This is a genomic window from Pseudomonas sp. PS01298, assembly GCF_029959745.1.
GTDB classification, from domain to species: domain Bacteria; phylum Pseudomonadota; class Gammaproteobacteria; order Pseudomonadales; family Pseudomonadaceae; genus Aquipseudomonas; species Aquipseudomonas aylmerensis.
The window spans coordinates 1-17,462 of sequence record NZ_JASCPP010000079.1; the positions used below are offsets into that span (position 1 = coordinate 1).

Below are 17,462 nucleotides of genomic sequence, written 5' to 3' on the forward strand. Positions count from 1 at the left end.
CCCCGTCGGCGGGGGGCGCGGGCCTTGGGGGGCCCCCCCCCCCCCCCCCCCCCCCCCCCCGGCTCCTACAGAGGGTGATCGTTCCCGGACGGGATGATCAGACGTAGAACGACTTCAGCGGCGGGAAGCCATTGAACTCAACCGCGCTGTAGCTGGTGGTGTAGGCACCGGTCGACAGCCAGTACAGGCGGTCACCGATCGCCAGGTTCAGCGGCAGGCCGTACTTGTAGTTTTCGTACATGATATCGGCGCTGTCGCAGGTAGGACCGGCGATGACCACTTCTTCCATCTCGCCTTTCTTCTCGGTCCAGATCGGAAACTTGATGGCTTCGTCCATGGTTTCGATCAGGCCGGAGAATTTGCCCACATCGGTGTACACCCAGCGCTCGACGGCGGTGCGCGATTTGCGTGCCACCAGTACCACTTCACTGACCAGGATGCCGGCGTTGGCGATCAACGAACGGCCCGGCTCCAGGATGATTTCCGGCAGGTCGTCGCCGAAATCTTCCTTGAGGAAGCGAATGATTTCTTCGGCGTAGGTTTCCAGGCTGTTGGTACGGGTGATGTAGTTGGCCGGGAAGCCGCCACCCATGTTGATCAGCTTGAGGTGGATGCCGTCTTCTTCCTTCAGGCGCTCGAAGATCACTTTGACCTTGGCAATCGCCGCGTCCCACACGCTGATGTCACGCTGTTGCGAGCCGACGTGGAAGGAGATGCCGTATGGCACCAGGCCGAGGTCACGGGCAAGGATCAGCAGGTCCATGGCCATGTCGGTCTGGCAGCCGAATTTGCGCGACAGAGGCCAGTCTGCGGTGGTCGAGCCTTCGGTGAGGATGCGCACATAGACTTTCGAGCCCGGCGCGGCCTTGGCGATGTTGCGCAGGTCGGCTTCGGAGTCGGTGGAGAACAGGCGCACGCCCTTCTCGTAGAAGTAGCGGATGTCCTTGGATTTCTTGATGGTGTTGCCGTAGCTGATACGGTCCGGGCTGACGCCGCGGCCGAGCACCTTGTCGAGCTCGTAGATCGAGGCGATGTCGAAGCTCGACCCTTTGTCTTTCAACAGGTCGATGATCTCGACGGCCGGGTTGGCCTTGACGGCGTAGTACACCTTGGCGAATTCGAAACCGGCGCGCAGGTCATCGTAGGCCTGGCTGATCATCGCGGTGTCGATGACCACGAACGGGGTTTCTTGCTTGTCGGCGAACGCCTTCATTTTGTCAAAAGTGGCGCGCGCGAAATAATCTTCGACGTTGATCGACATGCTGGGAACTCCTAAGGGCAAACTGTATTGATCAATGGGTGCAAATGAACGTCCTCCGTATCCCCACTTTGGTTCGCCTACTTCCCAAGGCATGTCGCCGAAAGCAAAAAGGCCATGGGAATAACCGCTTCCCTTGGCCTTGCTGTCTCGTCGTCAGTACTTGAGCCGGATGGATCGTTTCCAGCATGGACGTTCGGCGCGAACTTTAGGACGTGAGGGGCGATAGATCAACTAAAAATGTCGCGTTTTTGCACGCGTTCGTCGCGCGATGGCGTGCAGCTACTTATGTAACCGACAGGTGTGACGGATTGATGTTCCCCAGGAGGGGCAATTTGCAAGGAAAACGGCTGGTCGGCGAGGGCCTTTGTGGCGAGGGGGCTTGTCCCCCGTTGGGCTGCGGAGCGGCCCCAAATCCTGCCCCCGCGTTTTGTATGAAAAAAACGCGCGGAGTTCATTGGGGCTGCTACGCAGCCCAACGGGGGACAAGCCCCCTCGCCACAGAGGCAGGTTTATCAGGCCAGCGCAGTTTCCGCTGGGGAGACGATGCTGGTCTTGCCGCCACGCGACTTACCGGAACTCAGGTACTCGGCAATCGACTCCTGGGTCACCTCGCCGAGGAATACCCGCTCCGCATCCATCACCGGCAGCCACGAGCGGTTGAACTCGTACATGCGCGACAGCAGGATGCGCAAATGCTCGTCATACGCCGCGGTGGCGTTGAATTCGCGCAGGTACTGGCCGCAGGTGCCGGTCTGACGGTGCAGGTCGCGACGTCGTACATAACCCAGCGCCTTGTTCTCGGCGCAGGTGACCACCATGTAGCGGCGGTCATGTTCGTCCATCAACTCCAGGGCCTCGGCCACCGGGGTTTCCGGGCTCACCGACGGGGCGTTGTCGGCGGCGTCTTCGGCCTTCACCAGCAGCAGGCGCTTGAGGGTGCTGTCCTGGCCCACGAAGTTACTGACGAACTCGTCGGCCGGATGCGCCAGCAGGGTGTCCGGGTGGTCGATCTGCAGCAGCTTGCCGGCGCGGAAGATGGCGATCTTGTCGCCCAGCTTGATGGCTTCGTCGATGTCGTGGCTGACCATGATCACGGTCTTGTTCAGCGCGCGCTGCATCTCGAAAAACTCGTTCTGGATCATTTCGCGGTTGATCGGGTCGACCGCGCCGAACGGCTCATCCATCAGCAGCAGCGGCGCATCGGCCGCCAAAGCGCGGATCACGCCGATCCGCTGTTGCTGGCCGCCCGACAGCTCGCGCGGGTAGCGGTGCAGGTACTGCTTGGGTTCCAGCTTGATCATGCTCATCAACTCGCGGGCGCGGTCATGGCATTTCTGCTTGTCCCAGCCGAGCAGCTTGGGCACTACCACGATGTTTTCTTCGATGGTCATGTTGGGAAACAGGCCGATCTGCTGGATCACGTAGCCGATGTTGCGGCGCAGGGTCACCTCGTCAAGGTCGGTAGTGTCTTCGCCGTTGATCAGGATCTTGCCCGACGTGGGCTTGATCAGGCGGTTGATCATTTTCAACGTGGTGCTCTTGCCGCAGCCAGAAGGGCCGAGGAATACGCAAATCTCGCCTTCGTTGACGGTCAGGCTTACGTCGTTGACGGCGGAAACAGTCTTGCCGTTGCTTTGAAAAGTCTTGGTCAGGTTTTGAAGTTCGATCATTTGAGCAGTCCTTTTGGAGTCAGCGAGCGTTGCAGCCATTGCAGAAGCAGGTCGGCGAAGATGGCCAGGAGACTGACCAGCACGGCGCCGACGATCAGCATCGACATGTCGCTGCGGCTGATGGAAGCCAGAATAAGTACACCCAGGCCACCGGCGCCGATGGTGGCGGCAATGGTCATCACGCCGATATTCATCACCACGGCGGTGCGCACACCGGCAAGGATCACCGGCACGGCGATGGGCAACTCGACCATGCGCAGGCGCTGGCCGAAGGTCATGCCGATGCCGCGTGCGGCCTCGCGAATGCCCGGTTCAACGCCGGTCAGGGCCAGGTAGGTGTTACGCATGATCGGCAGCAGGGAGTAGAGGAACACGGCGGTGATCGCCGGCATCGGCCCCAGGCCCTGGCCGAATTTGGAGTAGAACGGCAGCAGCAGGCCGAACAGGGCGATGGACGGCACGGTCAGCAGCACCGTGGCGCTGGCTTGCAGCGGGCCGGCCAGGGTCGGGAAGCGGGTCATCAGGATGCCCAGGGGCACGCCGATAAAGATCGCCAGCAGTACGGCGATCCCCACGAGGGTAATGTGCTGCCAGGTCAGGTGCAGGACTTGTGCCCAATCAAGATGGGAAAAGGCGTTCAGGAATTCCATGTCTTCTCCTCTTAGTTGAGTGGGTGCTGGCGCAGGAAATCGGCAGCCACGGCGGATGGGCTTTCATGCTCGACGTCGACCCGCGCGTTCAGCTCGCGCATGGTTGCATCGTCGAACAGGGCGGCCAGCGGCTTGAGGTCGGCGGCCAACTCAGGGTGGGCGTCGAGATAAACCTGACGCACCACCGGCGCTGCGGTGTAGTCCGGGAAGTAGTGCTTGTCGTCTTCCAGCAGCTTCAATTTGAAGGCGTTCAGGCGACCGTCGGTGGTGTAGACCAAACCGGCAAACACCTGGCCATTACGCAGGGCGGTGTAGACCAGGCCGGCGTCCATCTGCCGGGTGTTTTTGCGCGTGAGGTTCATGTCATACAGCTTGACCATGCCCGCCATGCCGTCGGAACGGTTGGCGAATTCGGTGTCCAGGGCGACCAGGCGCGTGCCTTTGGTTTTTTCCGCAAGGGCTTGGGTGAGGTCGCTGATGCTGTTGATCTGCGGGAATTCCTTGGCCACGTTCTCGGGGAGTGCCAATGCGTAGGTGTTGCTGAATTTCGACGGCGAGAGCCAGACCAAGCCTTTTTTCGCGTCGAGTTCTTTCACCCGGGCGTAGGACTGTTCGCTGTCGAGTTTCTCGTCGACGTGGTTGTAGGCCACCAGCGACACGCCGGTGTATTCCCAGATCAGGTCCAGTTGCCCGCTTTCCTGGGCACTGCGTGCCAGGTTGCTGCCCAGGCCGCCGGTCACGCGGGCGTCGTAGCCCTTGGTGCGCAGGTACTGGGACGTGATTTCGGCGAGCAGGGTCTGTTCGGTGAACACCCGGGCGCCGATGCGGATCACCGGTTTTTCGGCAGCTTGCGCAATGCCTGCAAACAGCAGGACGCAGCTCAATATCAGGGTCAGTCTTTTCATGTGATTTCCTTTGCCAAGCCTTAAGACGGACGCAACCCGCGTTCCAGCCAGAGGCGGCTGGCCATGGTCACCAGACCGTCGAGCAGCAATGCCAGCAACGCGGTGCACGCGGCGCCAAGCAGCAATTGCGGCTGGTTGTTCAGGGCGATGCCGGGGAAAATCAGGCTGCCCAGGCTGTTGGCGCCAATCAGGAAGGCCAGCGGCGCGGTACCGACGTTGATCGCCAGGGCCACGCGCACACCGCCGATGATGATCGGCACGGCGTTGGGCAATTCCACGCGAAACAGCACCTGGCGCGGCGTCATGCCGATGCCGGTGGCGGCTTCTTTCAGCGAGCCTTGAACGTTTTTCAGGCCTTCGTAGGTATTGCGCACGATGGGCAACAGGGAGGCGAGGAACAGCGCGAAGATAGCCGGGCCACTGCCGATGCCGAGGACGCCGAGGGCGATGGCCAGTACGGCCAGGGGAGGGACGGTGTTGCCGATGTTGAAGATCTGCATGAAGCGTTCTGCGCGCCCGACCATAGTCGGTCGACTGAGCAGGATACCGGCGGGGATGCCCACAATCAGGGCGGCCAGCATGGAGACAAGAACGAGGATCAGATGAGCTTGCAGGTAAAACAACAAATCGTCGCGGTACAGTTCGATCGTGTTGATGCCGATCCAGTGGACCAGCAGGGCCAGGAGAGCGACGACAACCGCTCCTCCTATCAGCCCTTTGCCATAGCGAATAGCCACAGGCGGACTCCTTTTTTCTTTTGTCGGCGACCACATTTCCGAGCGGCAATGCCATTCCTGGCTGTCGGCGAATAGGGTCGCGAAAAGCAGCTCGTCGATACCGGCAATGCGGTATGTATTCGAGCCATGAGCGCAGCCTCGTCAGGCTAACTTGCTGATTTTTCAGCCCCTGTTACGAGTGCGGCAGCAGGGGAGTGGACGTCTCTACCTTTTAAAAGGTTCCACACTTGGCAGCATTTAGCCACCCCCAATGGGGTGAACGGTGGTCCGTGACCCTGGGTTTGCGCTATACTCGCCGCCCTTTTTTGACTCACCTGCCAGGCGATTTCCCATGACCCACCAGGCCGCCGAAGTCGCGAAACGCCGCACTTTCGCCATTATTTCCCACCCCGATGCCGGTAAAACCACCATCACCGAGAAGCTCCTGCTGATGGGCAAGGCAATCGCTGTGGCCGGCACGGTGAAGTCGCGCAAATCCGACCGCCATGCGACATCCGACTGGATGGAAATGGAAAAGCAGCGTGGTATTTCCATTACCACGTCGGTCATGCAGTTCCCGTATCGCGACCACATGGTCAACCTGCTCGACACCCCGGGCCACGAAGACTTTTCCGAAGACACCTACCGCACCCTGACCGCGGTGGACTCGGCCCTGATGGTCCTCGACGGCGGTAAAGGCGTCGAGCCACGCACCATCGCGCTGATGGACGTGTGCCGTCTGCGGGATACGCCGATTGTCAGCTTCATCAACAAACTCGACCGCGATATCCGCGACCCGATCGAACTGCTCGATGAAATCGAAGCGGTCCTCAAGATCAAGGCCGCGCCGATCACCTGGCCGATCGGTTGCTACCGCGACTTCAAGGGCGTGTACCACCTGGCTGACGACTACATCATTGTCTACACCGCCGGTCACGGTCACGAGCGCACCGAAACCAAGATCATCGAGAAACTTGATTCCGACGAAGCCCGCGCCCACCTGGGTGACGAGTACGACCGCTTTGTCGACCAGCTGGAACTGGTGCAGGGCGCCTGCCATGAGTTCAACCAGCAGGAATTCCTCGACGGCCAGCTGACCCCGGTGTTCTTCGGGACCGCCCTGGGCAACTTCGGTGTCGACCACGTGCTCGACGCTGTCGTCGACTGGGCGCCGCGTCCCTTGGCCCGTGTGGCCAACGAGCGCACCGTGGAGCCCGTGGAAGAGAAATTCTCCGGCTTCGTGTTCAAGATCCAGGCGAACATGGACCCCAAGCACCGCGACCGCATCGCCTTTATGCGCATCTGCTCCGGCAAATACGAAAAAGGCATGAAGATGCGCCACGTGCGCACCGGCAAGGACGTGCGCATCGGCGACGCGCTGACGTTCTTCTCCTCCGAGCGTGAACAGCTCGAAGAAGCCTACGCCGGCGACATCATCGGCCTGCACAACCACGGCACCATCCAGATCGGCGACACCTTCACCGAAGGCGAAACCCTGGGCTTCACCGGTATCCCGCACTTCGCCCCGGAACTGTTCCGCCGCGTTCGCCTGCGTGACCCGCTGAAATCCAAGCAACTGCGCCAAGGTCTGCAGCAACTGGCGGAAGAGGGCGCCACCCAGGTGTTCTTCCCCGAGCGCAGCAACGACATCATTCTTGGCGCCGTCGGTGTGCTGCAGTTCGATGTGGTCGCCAGCCGCCTGAAAGAGGAATACAAGGTCGAATGCTCCTACGAGCCGATCACCGTGTACTCCGCGCGCTGGATCGATTGCAGCGACAAGAAGAAGCTGGAGGAATTCTCCAACAAGGCCGTGGAAAACCTCGCGGTCGACGGCGGCGGCCACCTGACCTACCTGGCCCCGACCCGGGTCAACCTGGCGCTGATGGAAGAGCGCTGGCCGGACGTGAAATTCCGCGCGACCCGTGAGCATCATTAAGGTCTGAGTGGTAAAGAGAAGGGCGAAGCTGTCATGGCTTTGCCCTTTTTTGTGGGTGGCATAAAGCTAAGGGTGGGAAGCCTGAATCCTGTGCCTGGCGCAGTTATTTGTGTGGGGCCTGATTCCTGTGCCTGGCGCAGTTCCAATGTGGGAGCGGGCTTGCTCGCGAAAGCGGTATGTCAGTGATAAATAGGCTGGCTGACCCAACGCTTTCGCAGGCAAGCCAGCTCCCACACTTATTGTGTGTGGCCTGATTCCTGTGCCTGGCGCAGCTCCAATGTGGGAGCGGGCTTGCTCGCGAAAGCGGTATGTCAGTGATAAATAGGCTGGCTGACCCAACGCTTTCGCAGGCAAGCCAGCTCCCACACTTATTTGTGTAGGGCCTGACTCCTGCGCCTGGCGCAGTTCCAATGTGGGAGCGGGCTTGCCCGCGAAAGCGGTGTGTCAGTGATAAATGGGCTGGCTGACCCAACGCTTTCGCAGGCAAGCCAGCTCCCACACTTATTTGTGGAGGCCTGATTCCTGTGCCTGGCTCAGCACCTACAGGGTGGGGGGCTGAGTCGGGTGCCCGCCGTTGCTTTTCATCTGTCAGGGCGATTGGCGAGAAGCCCACATTCAGTCTAGCGTTTGAACTACTTCACCCATTCACCGACGGATCAGGAGAGGACCTTGCGTATAACTCAACGCGCCATCCAACTGGTGCTGCTGGGAGCCTTGGGCGTGTCCACTACCTTGGCGTACACCTCGACGCTGGCGGATGCGGGCACGCCCCAGTGGAAGGACACCGGACCGGTGACCAAGAAAAAGCAGAACGAGGTCAACTCGGGCGGCTGGCAGCCACAGGCCCAGCCGGCGCCCAAGGAGGATGCAGAAAACCCCTACAACGAAGGGGAAGACAGTGAAACCTATGACGACGGTGATACCTGAAGCGCGAGTGGCGCAAACCCAGGATCGGAACTAGCTTAATTCACAGCGACGGTCGAACGCCGGCGCACGTGATTCACTGACTGGACGGAAATCGACCATGAGTATTTTTCAACGTTTAGTGCTGCTGCTGAAAGTGCTGGTGATGTTGTCGCTGGGCGCGTCCTCTGCGTGGGCCAGTACGGCCGTGCAGAGCCAGGCCCCAGGGTTTGTAGCGGCGAAGACGGCGCAGGCGGGTGGCTTGCAGCTGGCCAAGAGCGAGTCCGAGCCGGGTGATGAAGGCCAGGGCGGCTCCAAGGATGATGACGACCAGCAAGCCCCACCAGACGACGATGACGCCGATGCTGACGGTGACAGCGATACGTAAGTCGAAGTAAAAAAAGCCCCGCCTGCCGGACTGATGCGCAATCCGACAGGTGGGGCGGTACAACTTCTGCAAGGCCCTGGGCTAATCCCCCAGGGCCTTTATCATTTCCGTGCAGGGCACGGATGATTTCAGGCGACGAATTGCTCCGCGTAGTGGCAGGCCACCTGACGGTTATCCAGCGCCCGCAATTGCGGCTCTTCGGTGCTGCATCGCGCGGTCGCATATGGGCAGCGTTTGTGGAACGCGCAGCCCGGCGGCGGGTTCAGCGGGTTGGGCAGCTCGCCGACGATCTTGATCTTCGGCTTGTTCGGGTCCGGATGAATCGTCGGGGTCGCCGACAGCAGCGCCTGGGTGTAGGGGTGCAAGGGGCGGGCGTAGATATCTTCCTTGGGGCCCACTTCCACCGGGCGACCGAGGTACATCACCATCACGTCGTCGGCCACATGCTGCACCACTGCCAGGTTGTGGGAGATGAACACGTAGGCAGTGTTGAACTCCTGCTGCAGGTCCATGAACAGGTTGAGCACCTGGGCCTGGATCGACACGTCGAGTGCCGAGGTCGGCTCGTCCGCCACCAGCACCTTGGGCTGCAGCATCATCGCCCGGGCCAGGGCGATGCGCTGGCGCTGGCCACCGGAGAACATGTGCGGGTAGCGCTGGTAATGCTCGGGGCGCAGGCCCACCTGCTTCATCATCGCCTGCACTTTCTCGCGGCGTTCGGCAGCGGACAGGTTGGTGTTGATCAACAACGGCTCGCCGAGTTGATCACCGACCTTCTGCCGAGGGTTCAGCGAGGCGTACGGGCTCTGGAACACCATCTGCACGTCTTTGCGCAATTGCTTGCGCTGGGCTTTGTCGGCACCGGCGACTTCCTGGCCGGCGATTTTCAACGAGCCCGACGACGGCTCTTCAATCAGCGTGAGTGCACGGGCCAGGGTGGACTTGCCGCAACCCGACTCGCCGACCACGGCGAGGGTCTTGCCGGCTTCCAGCTCGAAGGACACACCATTGAGGGCACGCACTGTGGCGTGGCCCTTGAACAGGCCACGGGACACTTCGTAGTGACGGGTCAGGTCGCGGGCGGTAAGAACGACGGCCATTACGCCACCTCCTGGTTCAAGGGGTAGAAGCAGCGTGCAAGGCTGTTGGATTTAGGGTCCAGGCCCGGGCGGGTCTGGCGGCAGCTTTCCTGCACGTACGGGCAGCGTGGCGACAGCAGGCAACCCTGCGGACGGTCATAGCGGCCGGGCACGATACCCGGCAGCGTGGCCAGGCGCGTGGCGCCGAGGCTGTGCTCGGGGATCGCCTTGAGCAGCGCTTCGCTGTACGGATGCGCCGGAATGTCGAACAGTTGCGGCACCTGGCCGACTTCCACGGCCTGGCCGGCGTACATCACGCACACGCGCTGGGCGGTTTCGGCCACGACCGCGAGGTCGTGGGTGATCAGCACCAGGCCCATGTTCTGTTCTTTCTGCAGGGCCAGCAGCAGGTCCATGATCTGCGCTTGAATGGTGACGTCCAAGGCGGTGGTCGGCTCATCCGCGATCAGCAGTTTCGGCTCGCCGGCAATTGCCATCGCGATGGCCACACGCTGGCTCATGCCGCCGGACAGTTGGTGCGGGTAGGCATCCATACGGCTGGCAGCGCCTGGGATTTCGACCTTTTCGAGCAGTTCGATGGCCCGCTTGCGCGCTTGCTTGCCGGACATCTTCAGGTGCAGGCGCAGTACTTCTTCAATCTGGAAGCCCACGGTGTAGCTGGGATTCAGCGCGGTCATCGGGTCCTGGAACACCATTGCCAGGTCCTTGCCGACGATCTGGCGGCGCTGGCGATTGCTCAGCTTGAGCATGTCCTTGCCGTCGAAGTTCAGCGCGTCGGCGGTGACGATGCCGGGGTGCTCGATCAGGCCCATCAGCGCCATCATGGTCACGGATTTACCCGAGCCCGACTCGCCAACGATCGCCAGTACTTCGCCTTTGTCGACGGAAATGTCGAGGCCATCGACCACCGGTACGGCGGTCTTGTCGCCGAAGCGCACGTTGAGATTCTTGATTTCTAACAGTGACATGGGAATCTCCTCAGGCGGCGTTCTTGAGTTTCGGGTCCAGCGCGTCGCGCAGGCCGTCACCCATCAAGTTGATTGCCAGCACGCTGAGCAAAATGGTCAAACCAGGCAAGCTCACCACCCACCAGGCGCGTTCGATGTAGTCACGGGCCGAAGCCAGCATGGTGCCCCACTCAGGGGTTGGCGGTTGGACGCCAAGGCCGAGGAAGCCCAGGGCCGCGGCATCGAGGATCGCCGAAGAGAAACTCAGGGTGGCCTGGACGATCAGCGGTGCCATGCAGTTGGGCAGCACGGTGATGAACATCAGGCGCGGCAGGCCGGCACCGGCGAGGCGGGCGGCGGTCACGTAGTCACGGTTCAGCTCGCCCATCACCGCAGCGCGGGTCAGGCGGACGTAGGACGGCAGCGACACGATGGCGATCGCGATCACGGTGTTGATCAGGCCAGGGCCGAGGATCGCGACGATGGCAACCGCCAGCAGCAGCGACGGCAGGGCCAGCATGATGTCCATCAGGCGCATGATGGTCGGGCCGAGCAAACGCGGGAAGAACCCGGCGAACAGCCCCAGCAGGATCCCCGGGATCAGCGACATCACCACCGACGACAGGCCGATCAGCAAGGACAGGCGCGAGCCCTGGATCAGGCGCGAAAGCAGGTCGCGGCCCAGTTCATCGGTACCGAGCAGGAATTGGATCTGCCCGCCTTCCAGCCACGATGGCGGGGTCAGCAGGAAGTCACGGTATTGCTCGCTGGGGTTATGCGGGGCCACCCAGGGGGCGAAGATCGCGCAGAACACGATCAGCAACATGAACAGCAGGCCGGCAACCGCGCCTTTGTTCTTGGAAAAGGCTTGCCAGAATTCTTTGTACGGGGACGGGTACAGCAGGCTCTGATCGACTGCTGACACTTGAGTAGGTGTGGTCATGGTCATGATCTCAGCGCTGGTGACGGATGCGTGGGTTGGCGAAGCCGTAGAGGATATCCACCACGAAGTTCACCAGGATCACCAGGCAGGCGATCAACAGGATGCCGTTCTGCACCACCGGGTAGTCCCGCGCGCCAATGGCTTCGATCAGCCATTTGCCGATGCCGGGCCACGAGAAGATGGTTTCGGTCAGGACCGCACCGGCCAGCAGGGTGCCGACTTGCAGGCCGACCACGGTCAGTACCGGGATCAGCGCGTTACGCAGGCCATGCACGAACACCACGCGCGCCGGCGACAGGCCTTTGGCCTTGGCGGTGCGGATGTAGTCTTCGCGCAGCACTTCGAGCATCGACGAACGGGTCATCCGCGCAATCACCGCCAGCGGGATGGTGCCCAGCACGATGGCCGGCAGGATCAGGTGGTGCAGGGCGTCGAAAAACGCGTCCGGCTCGTCAGCCAGCAGGGTGTCGATCAGCATGAAGCCGGTGCGCGGCTCGATGTCGTAGAGCAGGTCGATACGCCCGGATACCGGGGTCCAGCCCAGGCTTACCGAGAAGAACATGATCAGGATCAGGCCCCACCAGAAGATCGGCATCGAATATCCCGCGAGGGAGATGCCCATCACCCCATGGTCGAACAGGGATCCTCGCTTGAGTGCCGCGATCACCCCGGCCAACAGGCCCAGGATGCCGGCGAACAACAGGGCGGCCATGGACAGTTCCAGGGTCGCCGGGAAAAGCGCGGTGAACTCGGTCCACACGCTGGTGCGGGTGCGCAGCGATTCGCCAAGGTCGCCCTGGGCGAGCTTGCCGACATAGTCCAGGTATTGCGCATACAACGGCTTGTTAAGGCCAAGGCGTTCCATTGCCTGTGCGTGCATCTCGGGATCGACGCGGCGTTCGCCCATCATGACTTCTACGGGGTCGCCAGGGATCATGCGAATTAACGCAAACGTCAGCAACGTGATGCCGAAAAACGTGGGGATCAGTAACCCCAGTCGGCGGGCAATAAAACTAAACATCTTGTTGTGTACCTCAATCAGCCGGTTAGGCAGGTTCGGCGCCTTCAATAGCGAAGGCGCCGAGCGTTTTTCTTATTTACTTCACCTGGGTGGTGGCGAAGTTATTTGTCCCCAGAGGGCTTTGGGTGAAGCCTTCCACGTTCTTGCGCATGGCGGTGAACAGTTTCGGGTAAGCCATGGGAAGCCATGGTTGGTCCTTCTCGAAAACGTCCTGTGCTTGTTCATAGAGTGCAGCGCGCTGGCCGGGTTCAGCGATGGCGCGAGCCTTGTCGATCAAGTCTTGAAACTCTTTGTTACACCAACGGGCGTAGTTTTCGCCGTTTTTCGCAGCATCGCAACTCAGGTTTGGGGTCAGGAAATTGTCCGGGTCGCCGTTGTCACCGACCCAGCCAGCCGAAACCATGTCGTGCTCGCCGTTCTTGGCCCGCTTGAGCATCTCGCCCCATTCCATGACTTTGATGTTGATCTTCAGGCCAATCTGCGCCAGATCCGCCTGCATGCGCTGGGCGCCGAGCATCGGGTTGGGGTTGGTCGGGCCGCCGCCGTTACGGGTGAACAGGGTGAACTCGGTGCCTTCCGGTACGCCGGCTTCCTTGAGCAGGGCGCGGGCCTTGTCCAGGTCACGGGGCGGGTTCTTCAGTTTGTCGCTGAAACCCAGCAAGGTCGGGGGATAAGGGCCAGTACCTACCACCGCATTGCCTTTGCCGAACAGGGCTTCGGTATAGCCGGTCTTGTCGAACGCGATGTTGATCGCGTGACGTACACGCGCATCGCTCATGTATTTGTGAGTGGTGTTCAACGCGGTGTAACTGGTGGTCATCGCCGCCAGTTCGTCGACTTTCAGGTTCGGGTCCTGCTTGATGCTTGGAATGTCATCCGGCTTGGGGAACAGCGCGATCTGGCATTCGTTGGCCTTGAGCTTCTGCAGGCGCACGTTGTTATCGGTGGTGATCGCCAGGATCAGCGGGTCGACTGCTGGTTTGCCGCGGAAGTAGTCCGGGTTGGCCTTGAATCGCGCCTGGGCGTCTTTCTGATAACGGTTGAAGATGAACGGACCCGTGCCGATGGGCTTGGCGTTGAGGTCTTCGGTCTTGCCGGATTTCAGCAACTGGTCGGCGTATTCCTTCGAGTGGATTGAAGAGAATGCCATGCCCAGGTCGGCCAGGAACGGTGCCTCAGGGCGGGTCAGGGTGAAGACGACGGTGTGATCGTCGGTCTTTTCCACGCTCTTGAGCAGTTCCTTGAAGCCCATGCTTTCGAAGTACGGGTAGCCCACGAGGGACTTGTTATGCCACGGGTGATTCGGGTCCAGCTGGCGCTGGAAGCTCCAGAGCACGTCGTCGGCGTTCATGTTGCGCGTGGGTTTGAAGTAGTCGGTGGTGTGGAACTTGATGTCGTCACGCAGGTGAAAGGTGTAGGTCAGGCCATCGGCGCTGATCTGCGGCAGGTCTTTGGCCAGCGCGGGGATCACTTCGGTGGTGCCGGGCTTGAAGTCCACCAGGCGGTTGAACAGGGTTTCAGCGGCGGCATCAGCGGTGACGGCCGTGGTGTACAGGACCGGGTCGAAGCCTTCCGGGCTGGCTTCGGTGCAGACTACCAGCGGTTTGGCCGAAACGCCGATCGCCACGCTCAACAGCGCAGCGGCAATGGCGGCTTGTAGCGGGAGCATTTTCATTCAGAGCCCTCTGCAATCGATGGGACCAGACAAGCGTAGACGGCAGGCTCGTCCTGAGCCCGCCGTTTACCTGGTGCTAATTAAAGAATGTTGAACGGGATGGTGGTGACCAGGCGGAACTCTTTGATGTTGCCGTCAGCCTGTTGTGCGCTGGCGCGGTGAGTCACGTAGGTGCCACGGATGGTGGTGGCCTTGAGTGGGCCGCTCTGAATCGCGTAGGACGTGCCAACGCCGTATTCCTGGTGTTTCTCGCCGTCCATCAGGCGCAGGTCGCTGCGGCTCTCACCGGCAGTACCGTAGGCGGTGCCGTTGTAGTGAGTGCCGTCGATGCCCCAGCCGCGTGCCGAGTAGACGTTGAACTTCAGGCCTGGCACGCCGTATTCGGCCATGTTGATGGCGTAGGCGACCTGGAAAGACTTCTCGTTCGGGCTGTTGAAGTCAGAAGTCAGGGAGTTGGCCAGGTAGATGCCGTTGGTTTCGTGCAGGTAGTCGAAGTACTCGTCACCATTAACTTCCTGGTACGAGAAGGTCAGGCTGTGGGCCTGGTGGGTCAGCCCCAGGGACAACGAGTAAGTGTCGTTGTCGATCTTGCCCATCTTCTTGCTGCCGGTGTCGGTGGTTTTGTAGTAGTTCAGGCCGGTGGTCAGTGCCAGGGTCTGTGCATCACCCAATTCGTGGGTGGCACCGAAGTAGTACTGGTTCCAGAAGTCTTCGACGTTAGCCGCGAAAACGCTGGTTTTCAGGCTCTTGAACGGCTGGTAGTTGAAACCCAGGGTCTTGACCTTGTCGGTCTCTTGGCCGTTGCCGTACTCGGAACGGAACTTCGACAGGCTTTGTTCGGTACGCGGCGAAACGCGATCGAAGATGCCACCCTGGAACGACAGGTTGCTGAACTCTTCGCTGTTGAAACTCACACCTTCGAAGCTCGAAGGCAGGGCACGGTTGCCGATGGTGTCGATGATTCCGCTGCTGAAGTTCTGGCGACCGGCGGTCAAGGTGGTGTTGGACACGCGGAACTTGACGTTAGCCAAGCCCAGCTTGCTCCACTGGCCTACAGCGTCACCGAAGGAGTGAGCCAGGGTACGGTTGGAACCGCCTGCGATGTCTTTTTGGTCACGGTCGAGCGCAATGTAGTTGTAAGCGGCGACTTCGGTACTCACGCCAACTGTGCCTTGGGTGAAGCCCGAGGTGTAGTTGAGGATGGTGCCTTGGGCCCAGTTGTAGCGGCGAGAAACCCTGGTGCTTACATCATTGGCTTTATCGGCTTCACTTTTGTAATAACCGAACTTCTGGCCACGAAATTTCATTTCGTTGGAGTACCAGTTACGGGTTGTACCGCCCAGGCTTTGACCGTCGATAAAGCCTTTGGCCTCGCTTTGGGCGCTGGTGCCGGCCAACGTGGTAGGTACGAAATCCTGGCTTTGGGTTTCAGCGAAGGCGGTAGCCGTGATGCTGCTGATGGCCAGGGCCAGAAGCGCTTTGCTGCTCAGTTTCATGGGTTGAAGCTCCTTTGGTTCTCTTTTTTATGCCGGTCTTTTTTGGTGATCCGGCTATTGGGTGTGTAACTCGTTCAAGCTATTGCAAACGTTTGCCGTAGGAAAATTCCCAACAAAAGGCTGCACGTTTGCCGGAGAGCGAGTTTCGCTCCCCTGCATCCGGTTATTTTTTTATGGGTTGATACTGACGCCCGAGAACACGTTGCGGCCGAAGGGGCTCACTTTGAAATCTTCGACTTTGGCGCTTAACGGCTGGTTGACCGTCGAGTGGGCGACCGGCGTGATCGGCACCTGCTGCTTGAGCAGTTGCTGCGCCTGTTTGTACAGAACAGTCCTTTGTTCTCGGTCGGTGACGACCTTGGCTTGCTTGATCAGCTTGTCGTACGCCGGGTCACACCACATAGAGTAGTTGTTCCCGCCGATGGCGTCGCAGCTGTAGAGGGTACCCAGCCAGTTGTCCGGGTCACCGTTGTCGCCGGTCCAGCCGATCAGGCTGATATCGTGCTCACCGTTCTTGGTGCGCTTGATGTATTCGCCCCATTCGTAGCTGACGATCTTGACCTTGAGGCCGATCTTGGCCCAGTCGCTTTGCAGCATCTCGGCCATCAGCTTGGCGTTGGGGTTGTACGGCCGTTGCACCGGCATCGCCCACAGGGTGATTTCGGTGCCTTCCTTCACACCGGCAGCCTTGAGCAGTTCCTTGGCCTTTTCCGGGTTGTAGGCGGCGTCCTTGATGGTGTCGTCGTAGGACCACTGCGTCGGCGGCATGGCGTTGACCGCCAATTGGCCCGCGCCCTGGTACACGGCATTCAGGATGCTCTGCTTGTTTACCGCCATGTCCAGCGCCTGGCGCACTTCGAGCTGGTCGAACGGCTTATGGCGCACGTTGTAGGCGATATAGCCGAGGTTGAAGCCAGGCTTGGTCAGCAGTTGCAGGTTCGGGTCGGCCTTGAGGGCCTCCACATCCGCCGGACGCGGGTGCAGGGTGACCTGGCATTCGCCGGCCTTGAGCTTCTGCACGCGCACCGAGGCGTCGGTGTTGATGGCGAAGATTAACTGATCGAGCTTGACCTTGCTCGGGTCCCAGTACTGTTTGTTGCCGGCATAACGGATCTGCGAATCTTTCTGGTAGCGCTGGAACACGAACGGTCCGGTGCCGATCGGCTTCTGGTTGATGTCGCTGGGTTTGCCGGCCTTGAGCAACTGGTCGGCGTATTCGGCCGACAGGATCGAGGCGAAGCTCATGGCGATGTTTTGCACGAAGGCAGCATCGACCGTGTTCAGCGTCATCACCACGGTGTACGGGCCGGTTTTCTCGACCTTGGCGATGTTCTTGTTCAGGCTCATCCCGTTGAAGTACGGAAACTCGGTGGGGTAGGCCTTGCGAAACGGATGGTCGGGGTCAAGCATGCGGTTGAAGGTGAACAGCACGTCGTCCGCGTTGAAATCGCGCGTCGGCTTGAATTCCTTGTTGCTGTGGAATTTCACCCCTTCACGCAGGTGGAAGGTGTAGGTCAAGCCGTCTTCGGAAATATCCCACTTGGTCGCCAGCCCAGGTACGACATTAGTCGCGCCCTTCTCAAATTCAACCAGGCGGTTGTACAGCGGCTCGGCCGCATCGTTGTCGGTGGCGGTGGTGTATTGCGCAGTGTCAAACCCTGCCGGGCTGCCTTCGGAGCAGAACACCAGGCTCTTCTTGTCGGCGGCTTGGCCCAGCGTGGCGACAGCCAGCAGGCTGGTGCCGAAAATTGCGGATAGAACGGTGGTATGGCGCATGACGATCCCGATCCTTGTTTGTAGTTGTCATCAGCGAGCAATCACCCAGGCCTTGCGGCCAGGGAGACATCACTG

General features: G+C 60.5%; 15 protein-coding genes. 3 read left to right on the plus strand and 12 right to left on the minus strand.

The features are described 5' to 3' along the window. Positions 1 to 97 precede the first annotated feature (97 nt). The 5 genes from QMX97_RS22915 to QMX97_RS22935 form a co-directional block, all read right to left on the minus strand. Positions 98 to 1,261: a type III PLP-dependent enzyme gene (locus QMX97_RS22915; protein ID WP_025856258.1), complete on the minus strand. Its 1,164-nt coding sequence runs from the start codon at positions 1,259 to 1,261 to the stop codon at positions 98 to 100. 512 nt (positions 1,262 to 1,773) lie between these two features. Next, positions 1,774 to 2,931, minus strand: coding sequence for an ABC transporter ATP-binding protein (locus QMX97_RS22920; RefSeq protein WP_065900620.1), 1,158 nt, complete (start codon positions 2,929 to 2,931; stop codon positions 1,774 to 1,776). Beyond that, a complete protein-coding gene (locus QMX97_RS22925; RefSeq protein ID WP_065900622.1) occupies positions 2,928 to 3,581 on the minus strand; it encodes an ABC transporter permease in 654 nt (217 codons plus the stop codon). The genes QMX97_RS22920 and QMX97_RS22925 overlap by 4 nt, the downstream gene beginning before the upstream one ends. 11 nt (positions 3,582 to 3,592) lie before the next feature. Next, positions 3,593 to 4,486, minus strand: a complete 894-nt coding sequence (locus tag QMX97_RS22930; protein WP_065900624.1) for a glycine betaine ABC transporter substrate-binding protein — start codon at positions 4,484 to 4,486, stop codon at positions 3,593 to 3,595. A gap of 20 nt (positions 4,487 to 4,506) precedes the next feature. Continuing rightward, the gene (locus QMX97_RS22935; RefSeq protein ID WP_106805167.1) at positions 4,507 to 5,223 is read right to left on the minus strand and encodes an ABC transporter permease; all 717 of its coding nucleotides are present in this window, start codon (positions 5,221 to 5,223) and stop codon (positions 4,507 to 4,509) included. Between the two features lie 331 nt (positions 5,224 to 5,554). On the opposite strand from QMX97_RS22935, the gene QMX97_RS22940 reads away from it, so the two are divergent. The 3 genes from QMX97_RS22940 (at position 5,555) to QMX97_RS22950 (ending at position 8,429) form a co-directional block, all read left to right on the plus strand. Then, positions 5,555 to 7,138 carry a peptide chain release factor 3 gene (locus QMX97_RS22940; protein WP_065900628.1) on the plus strand — a complete coding sequence of 528 codons (1,584 nt, stop codon included), beginning with the start codon at positions 5,555 to 5,557 and terminating at the stop codon, positions 7,136 to 7,138. 669 nt (positions 7,139 to 7,807) lie between these two features. Next, positions 7,808 to 8,065, plus strand: a complete 258-nt coding sequence (locus QMX97_RS22945) for a hypothetical protein (protein ID WP_065900630.1) — start codon at positions 7,808 to 7,810, stop codon at positions 8,063 to 8,065. A 97-nt stretch (positions 8,066 to 8,162) separates the two neighbouring features. After that, positions 8,163 to 8,429 carry a hypothetical protein gene (locus QMX97_RS22950; RefSeq protein WP_065900632.1) on the plus strand — a complete coding sequence of 89 codons (267 nt, stop codon included), beginning with the start codon at positions 8,163 to 8,165 and terminating at the stop codon, positions 8,427 to 8,429. A gap of 128 nt (positions 8,430 to 8,557) precedes the next feature. Here the strand turns inward: QMX97_RS22950 and QMX97_RS22955 are convergent, their stop codons facing one another. From QMX97_RS22955 to QMX97_RS22985, 7 genes are all read right to left on the minus strand, one after another. Then, positions 8,558 to 9,529, minus strand: a complete 972-nt coding sequence (locus QMX97_RS22955) for a peptide ABC transporter ATP-binding protein (protein ID WP_025856265.1) — start codon at positions 9,527 to 9,529, stop codon at positions 8,558 to 8,560. Beyond that, the gene (locus QMX97_RS22960; protein WP_024073411.1) at positions 9,529 to 10,497 is read right to left on the minus strand and encodes an ABC transporter ATP-binding protein; all 969 of its coding nucleotides are present in this window, start codon (positions 10,495 to 10,497) and stop codon (positions 9,529 to 9,531) included. Before QMX97_RS22960 ends, QMX97_RS22955 begins: the two co-directional genes overlap by 1 nt. A 10-nt stretch (positions 10,498 to 10,507) precedes the next feature. Beyond that, the gene (locus QMX97_RS22965) at positions 10,508 to 11,419 is read right to left on the minus strand and encodes an ABC transporter permease subunit (RefSeq protein WP_027604858.1); all 912 of its coding nucleotides are present in this window, start codon (positions 11,417 to 11,419) and stop codon (positions 10,508 to 10,510) included. Between the two features lie 10 nt (positions 11,420 to 11,429). Further along, positions 11,430 to 12,440, minus strand: coding sequence for an ABC transporter permease subunit (locus QMX97_RS22970; RefSeq protein WP_017739471.1), 1,011 nt, complete (start codon positions 12,438 to 12,440; stop codon positions 11,430 to 11,432). A gap of 76 nt (positions 12,441 to 12,516) precedes the next feature. Then, positions 12,517 to 14,115, minus strand: coding sequence for an ABC transporter substrate-binding protein (locus QMX97_RS22975; protein WP_213550589.1), 1,599 nt, complete (start codon positions 14,113 to 14,115; stop codon positions 12,517 to 12,519). A gap of 80 nt (positions 14,116 to 14,195) precedes the next feature. Beyond that, a complete protein-coding gene (locus QMX97_RS22980) occupies positions 14,196 to 15,611 on the minus strand; it encodes an OprD family outer membrane porin (RefSeq protein WP_106805163.1) in 1,416 nt (471 codons plus the stop codon). A 171-nt stretch (positions 15,612 to 15,782) separates the two neighbouring features. Then, positions 15,783 to 17,387 carry an ABC transporter substrate-binding protein gene (locus QMX97_RS22985; protein WP_065900636.1) on the minus strand — a complete coding sequence of 535 codons (1,605 nt, stop codon included), beginning with the start codon at positions 17,385 to 17,387 and terminating at the stop codon, positions 15,783 to 15,785. Positions 17,388 to 17,462 lie beyond the last annotated feature (75 nt).

Excerpts from the sequence above, each read along its gene's own strand:
- QMX97_RS22915 (WP_025856258.1), bottom strand. The coding sequence starts at position 1,261 with ATGTCGATCAACGTCGAAGATTATTTCGCGCGCGCCACTTTTGACAAA.
- QMX97_RS22920 (WP_065900620.1), bottom strand. The coding sequence starts at position 2,931 with ATGATCGAACTTCAAAACCTGACCAAGACTTTTCAAAGCAACGGCAAG.
- QMX97_RS22925 (WP_065900622.1), bottom strand. The coding sequence starts at position 3,581 with ATGGAATTCCTGAACGCCTTTTCCCATCTTGATTGGGCACAAGTCCTG.
- QMX97_RS22930 (WP_065900624.1), bottom strand. The coding sequence starts at position 4,486 with ATGAAAAGACTGACCCTGATATTGAGCTGCGTCCTGCTGTTTGCAGGC.
- QMX97_RS22940 (WP_065900628.1), top strand. The coding sequence starts at position 5,555 with ATGACCCACCAGGCCGCCGAAGTCGCGAAACGCCGCACTTTCGCCATT.
- QMX97_RS22950 (WP_065900632.1), top strand. The coding sequence starts at position 8,163 with ATGAGTATTTTTCAACGTTTAGTGCTGCTGCTGAAAGTGCTGGTGATG.
- QMX97_RS22955 (WP_025856265.1), bottom strand. The coding sequence starts at position 9,529 with ATGGCCGTCGTTCTTACCGCCCGCGACCTGACCCGTCACTACGAAGTG.
- QMX97_RS22960 (WP_024073411.1), bottom strand. The coding sequence starts at position 10,497 with ATGTCACTGTTAGAAATCAAGAATCTCAACGTGCGCTTCGGCGACAAG.
- QMX97_RS22965 (WP_027604858.1), bottom strand. The coding sequence starts at position 11,419 with ATGACCACACCTACTCAAGTGTCAGCAGTCGATCAGAGCCTGCTGTAC.
- QMX97_RS22970 (WP_017739471.1), bottom strand. The coding sequence starts at position 12,440 with ATGTTTAGTTTTATTGCCCGCCGACTGGGGTTACTGATCCCCACGTTT.
- QMX97_RS22975 (WP_213550589.1), bottom strand. The coding sequence starts at position 14,115 with ATGAAAATGCTCCCGCTACAAGCCGCCATTGCCGCTGCGCTGTTGAGC.
- QMX97_RS22980 (WP_106805163.1), bottom strand. The coding sequence starts at position 15,611 with ATGAAACTGAGCAGCAAAGCGCTTCTGGCCCTGGCCATCAGCAGCATC.
- QMX97_RS22985 (WP_065900636.1), bottom strand. The coding sequence starts at position 17,387 with ATGCGCCATACCACCGTTCTATCCGCAATTTTCGGCACCAGCCTGCTG.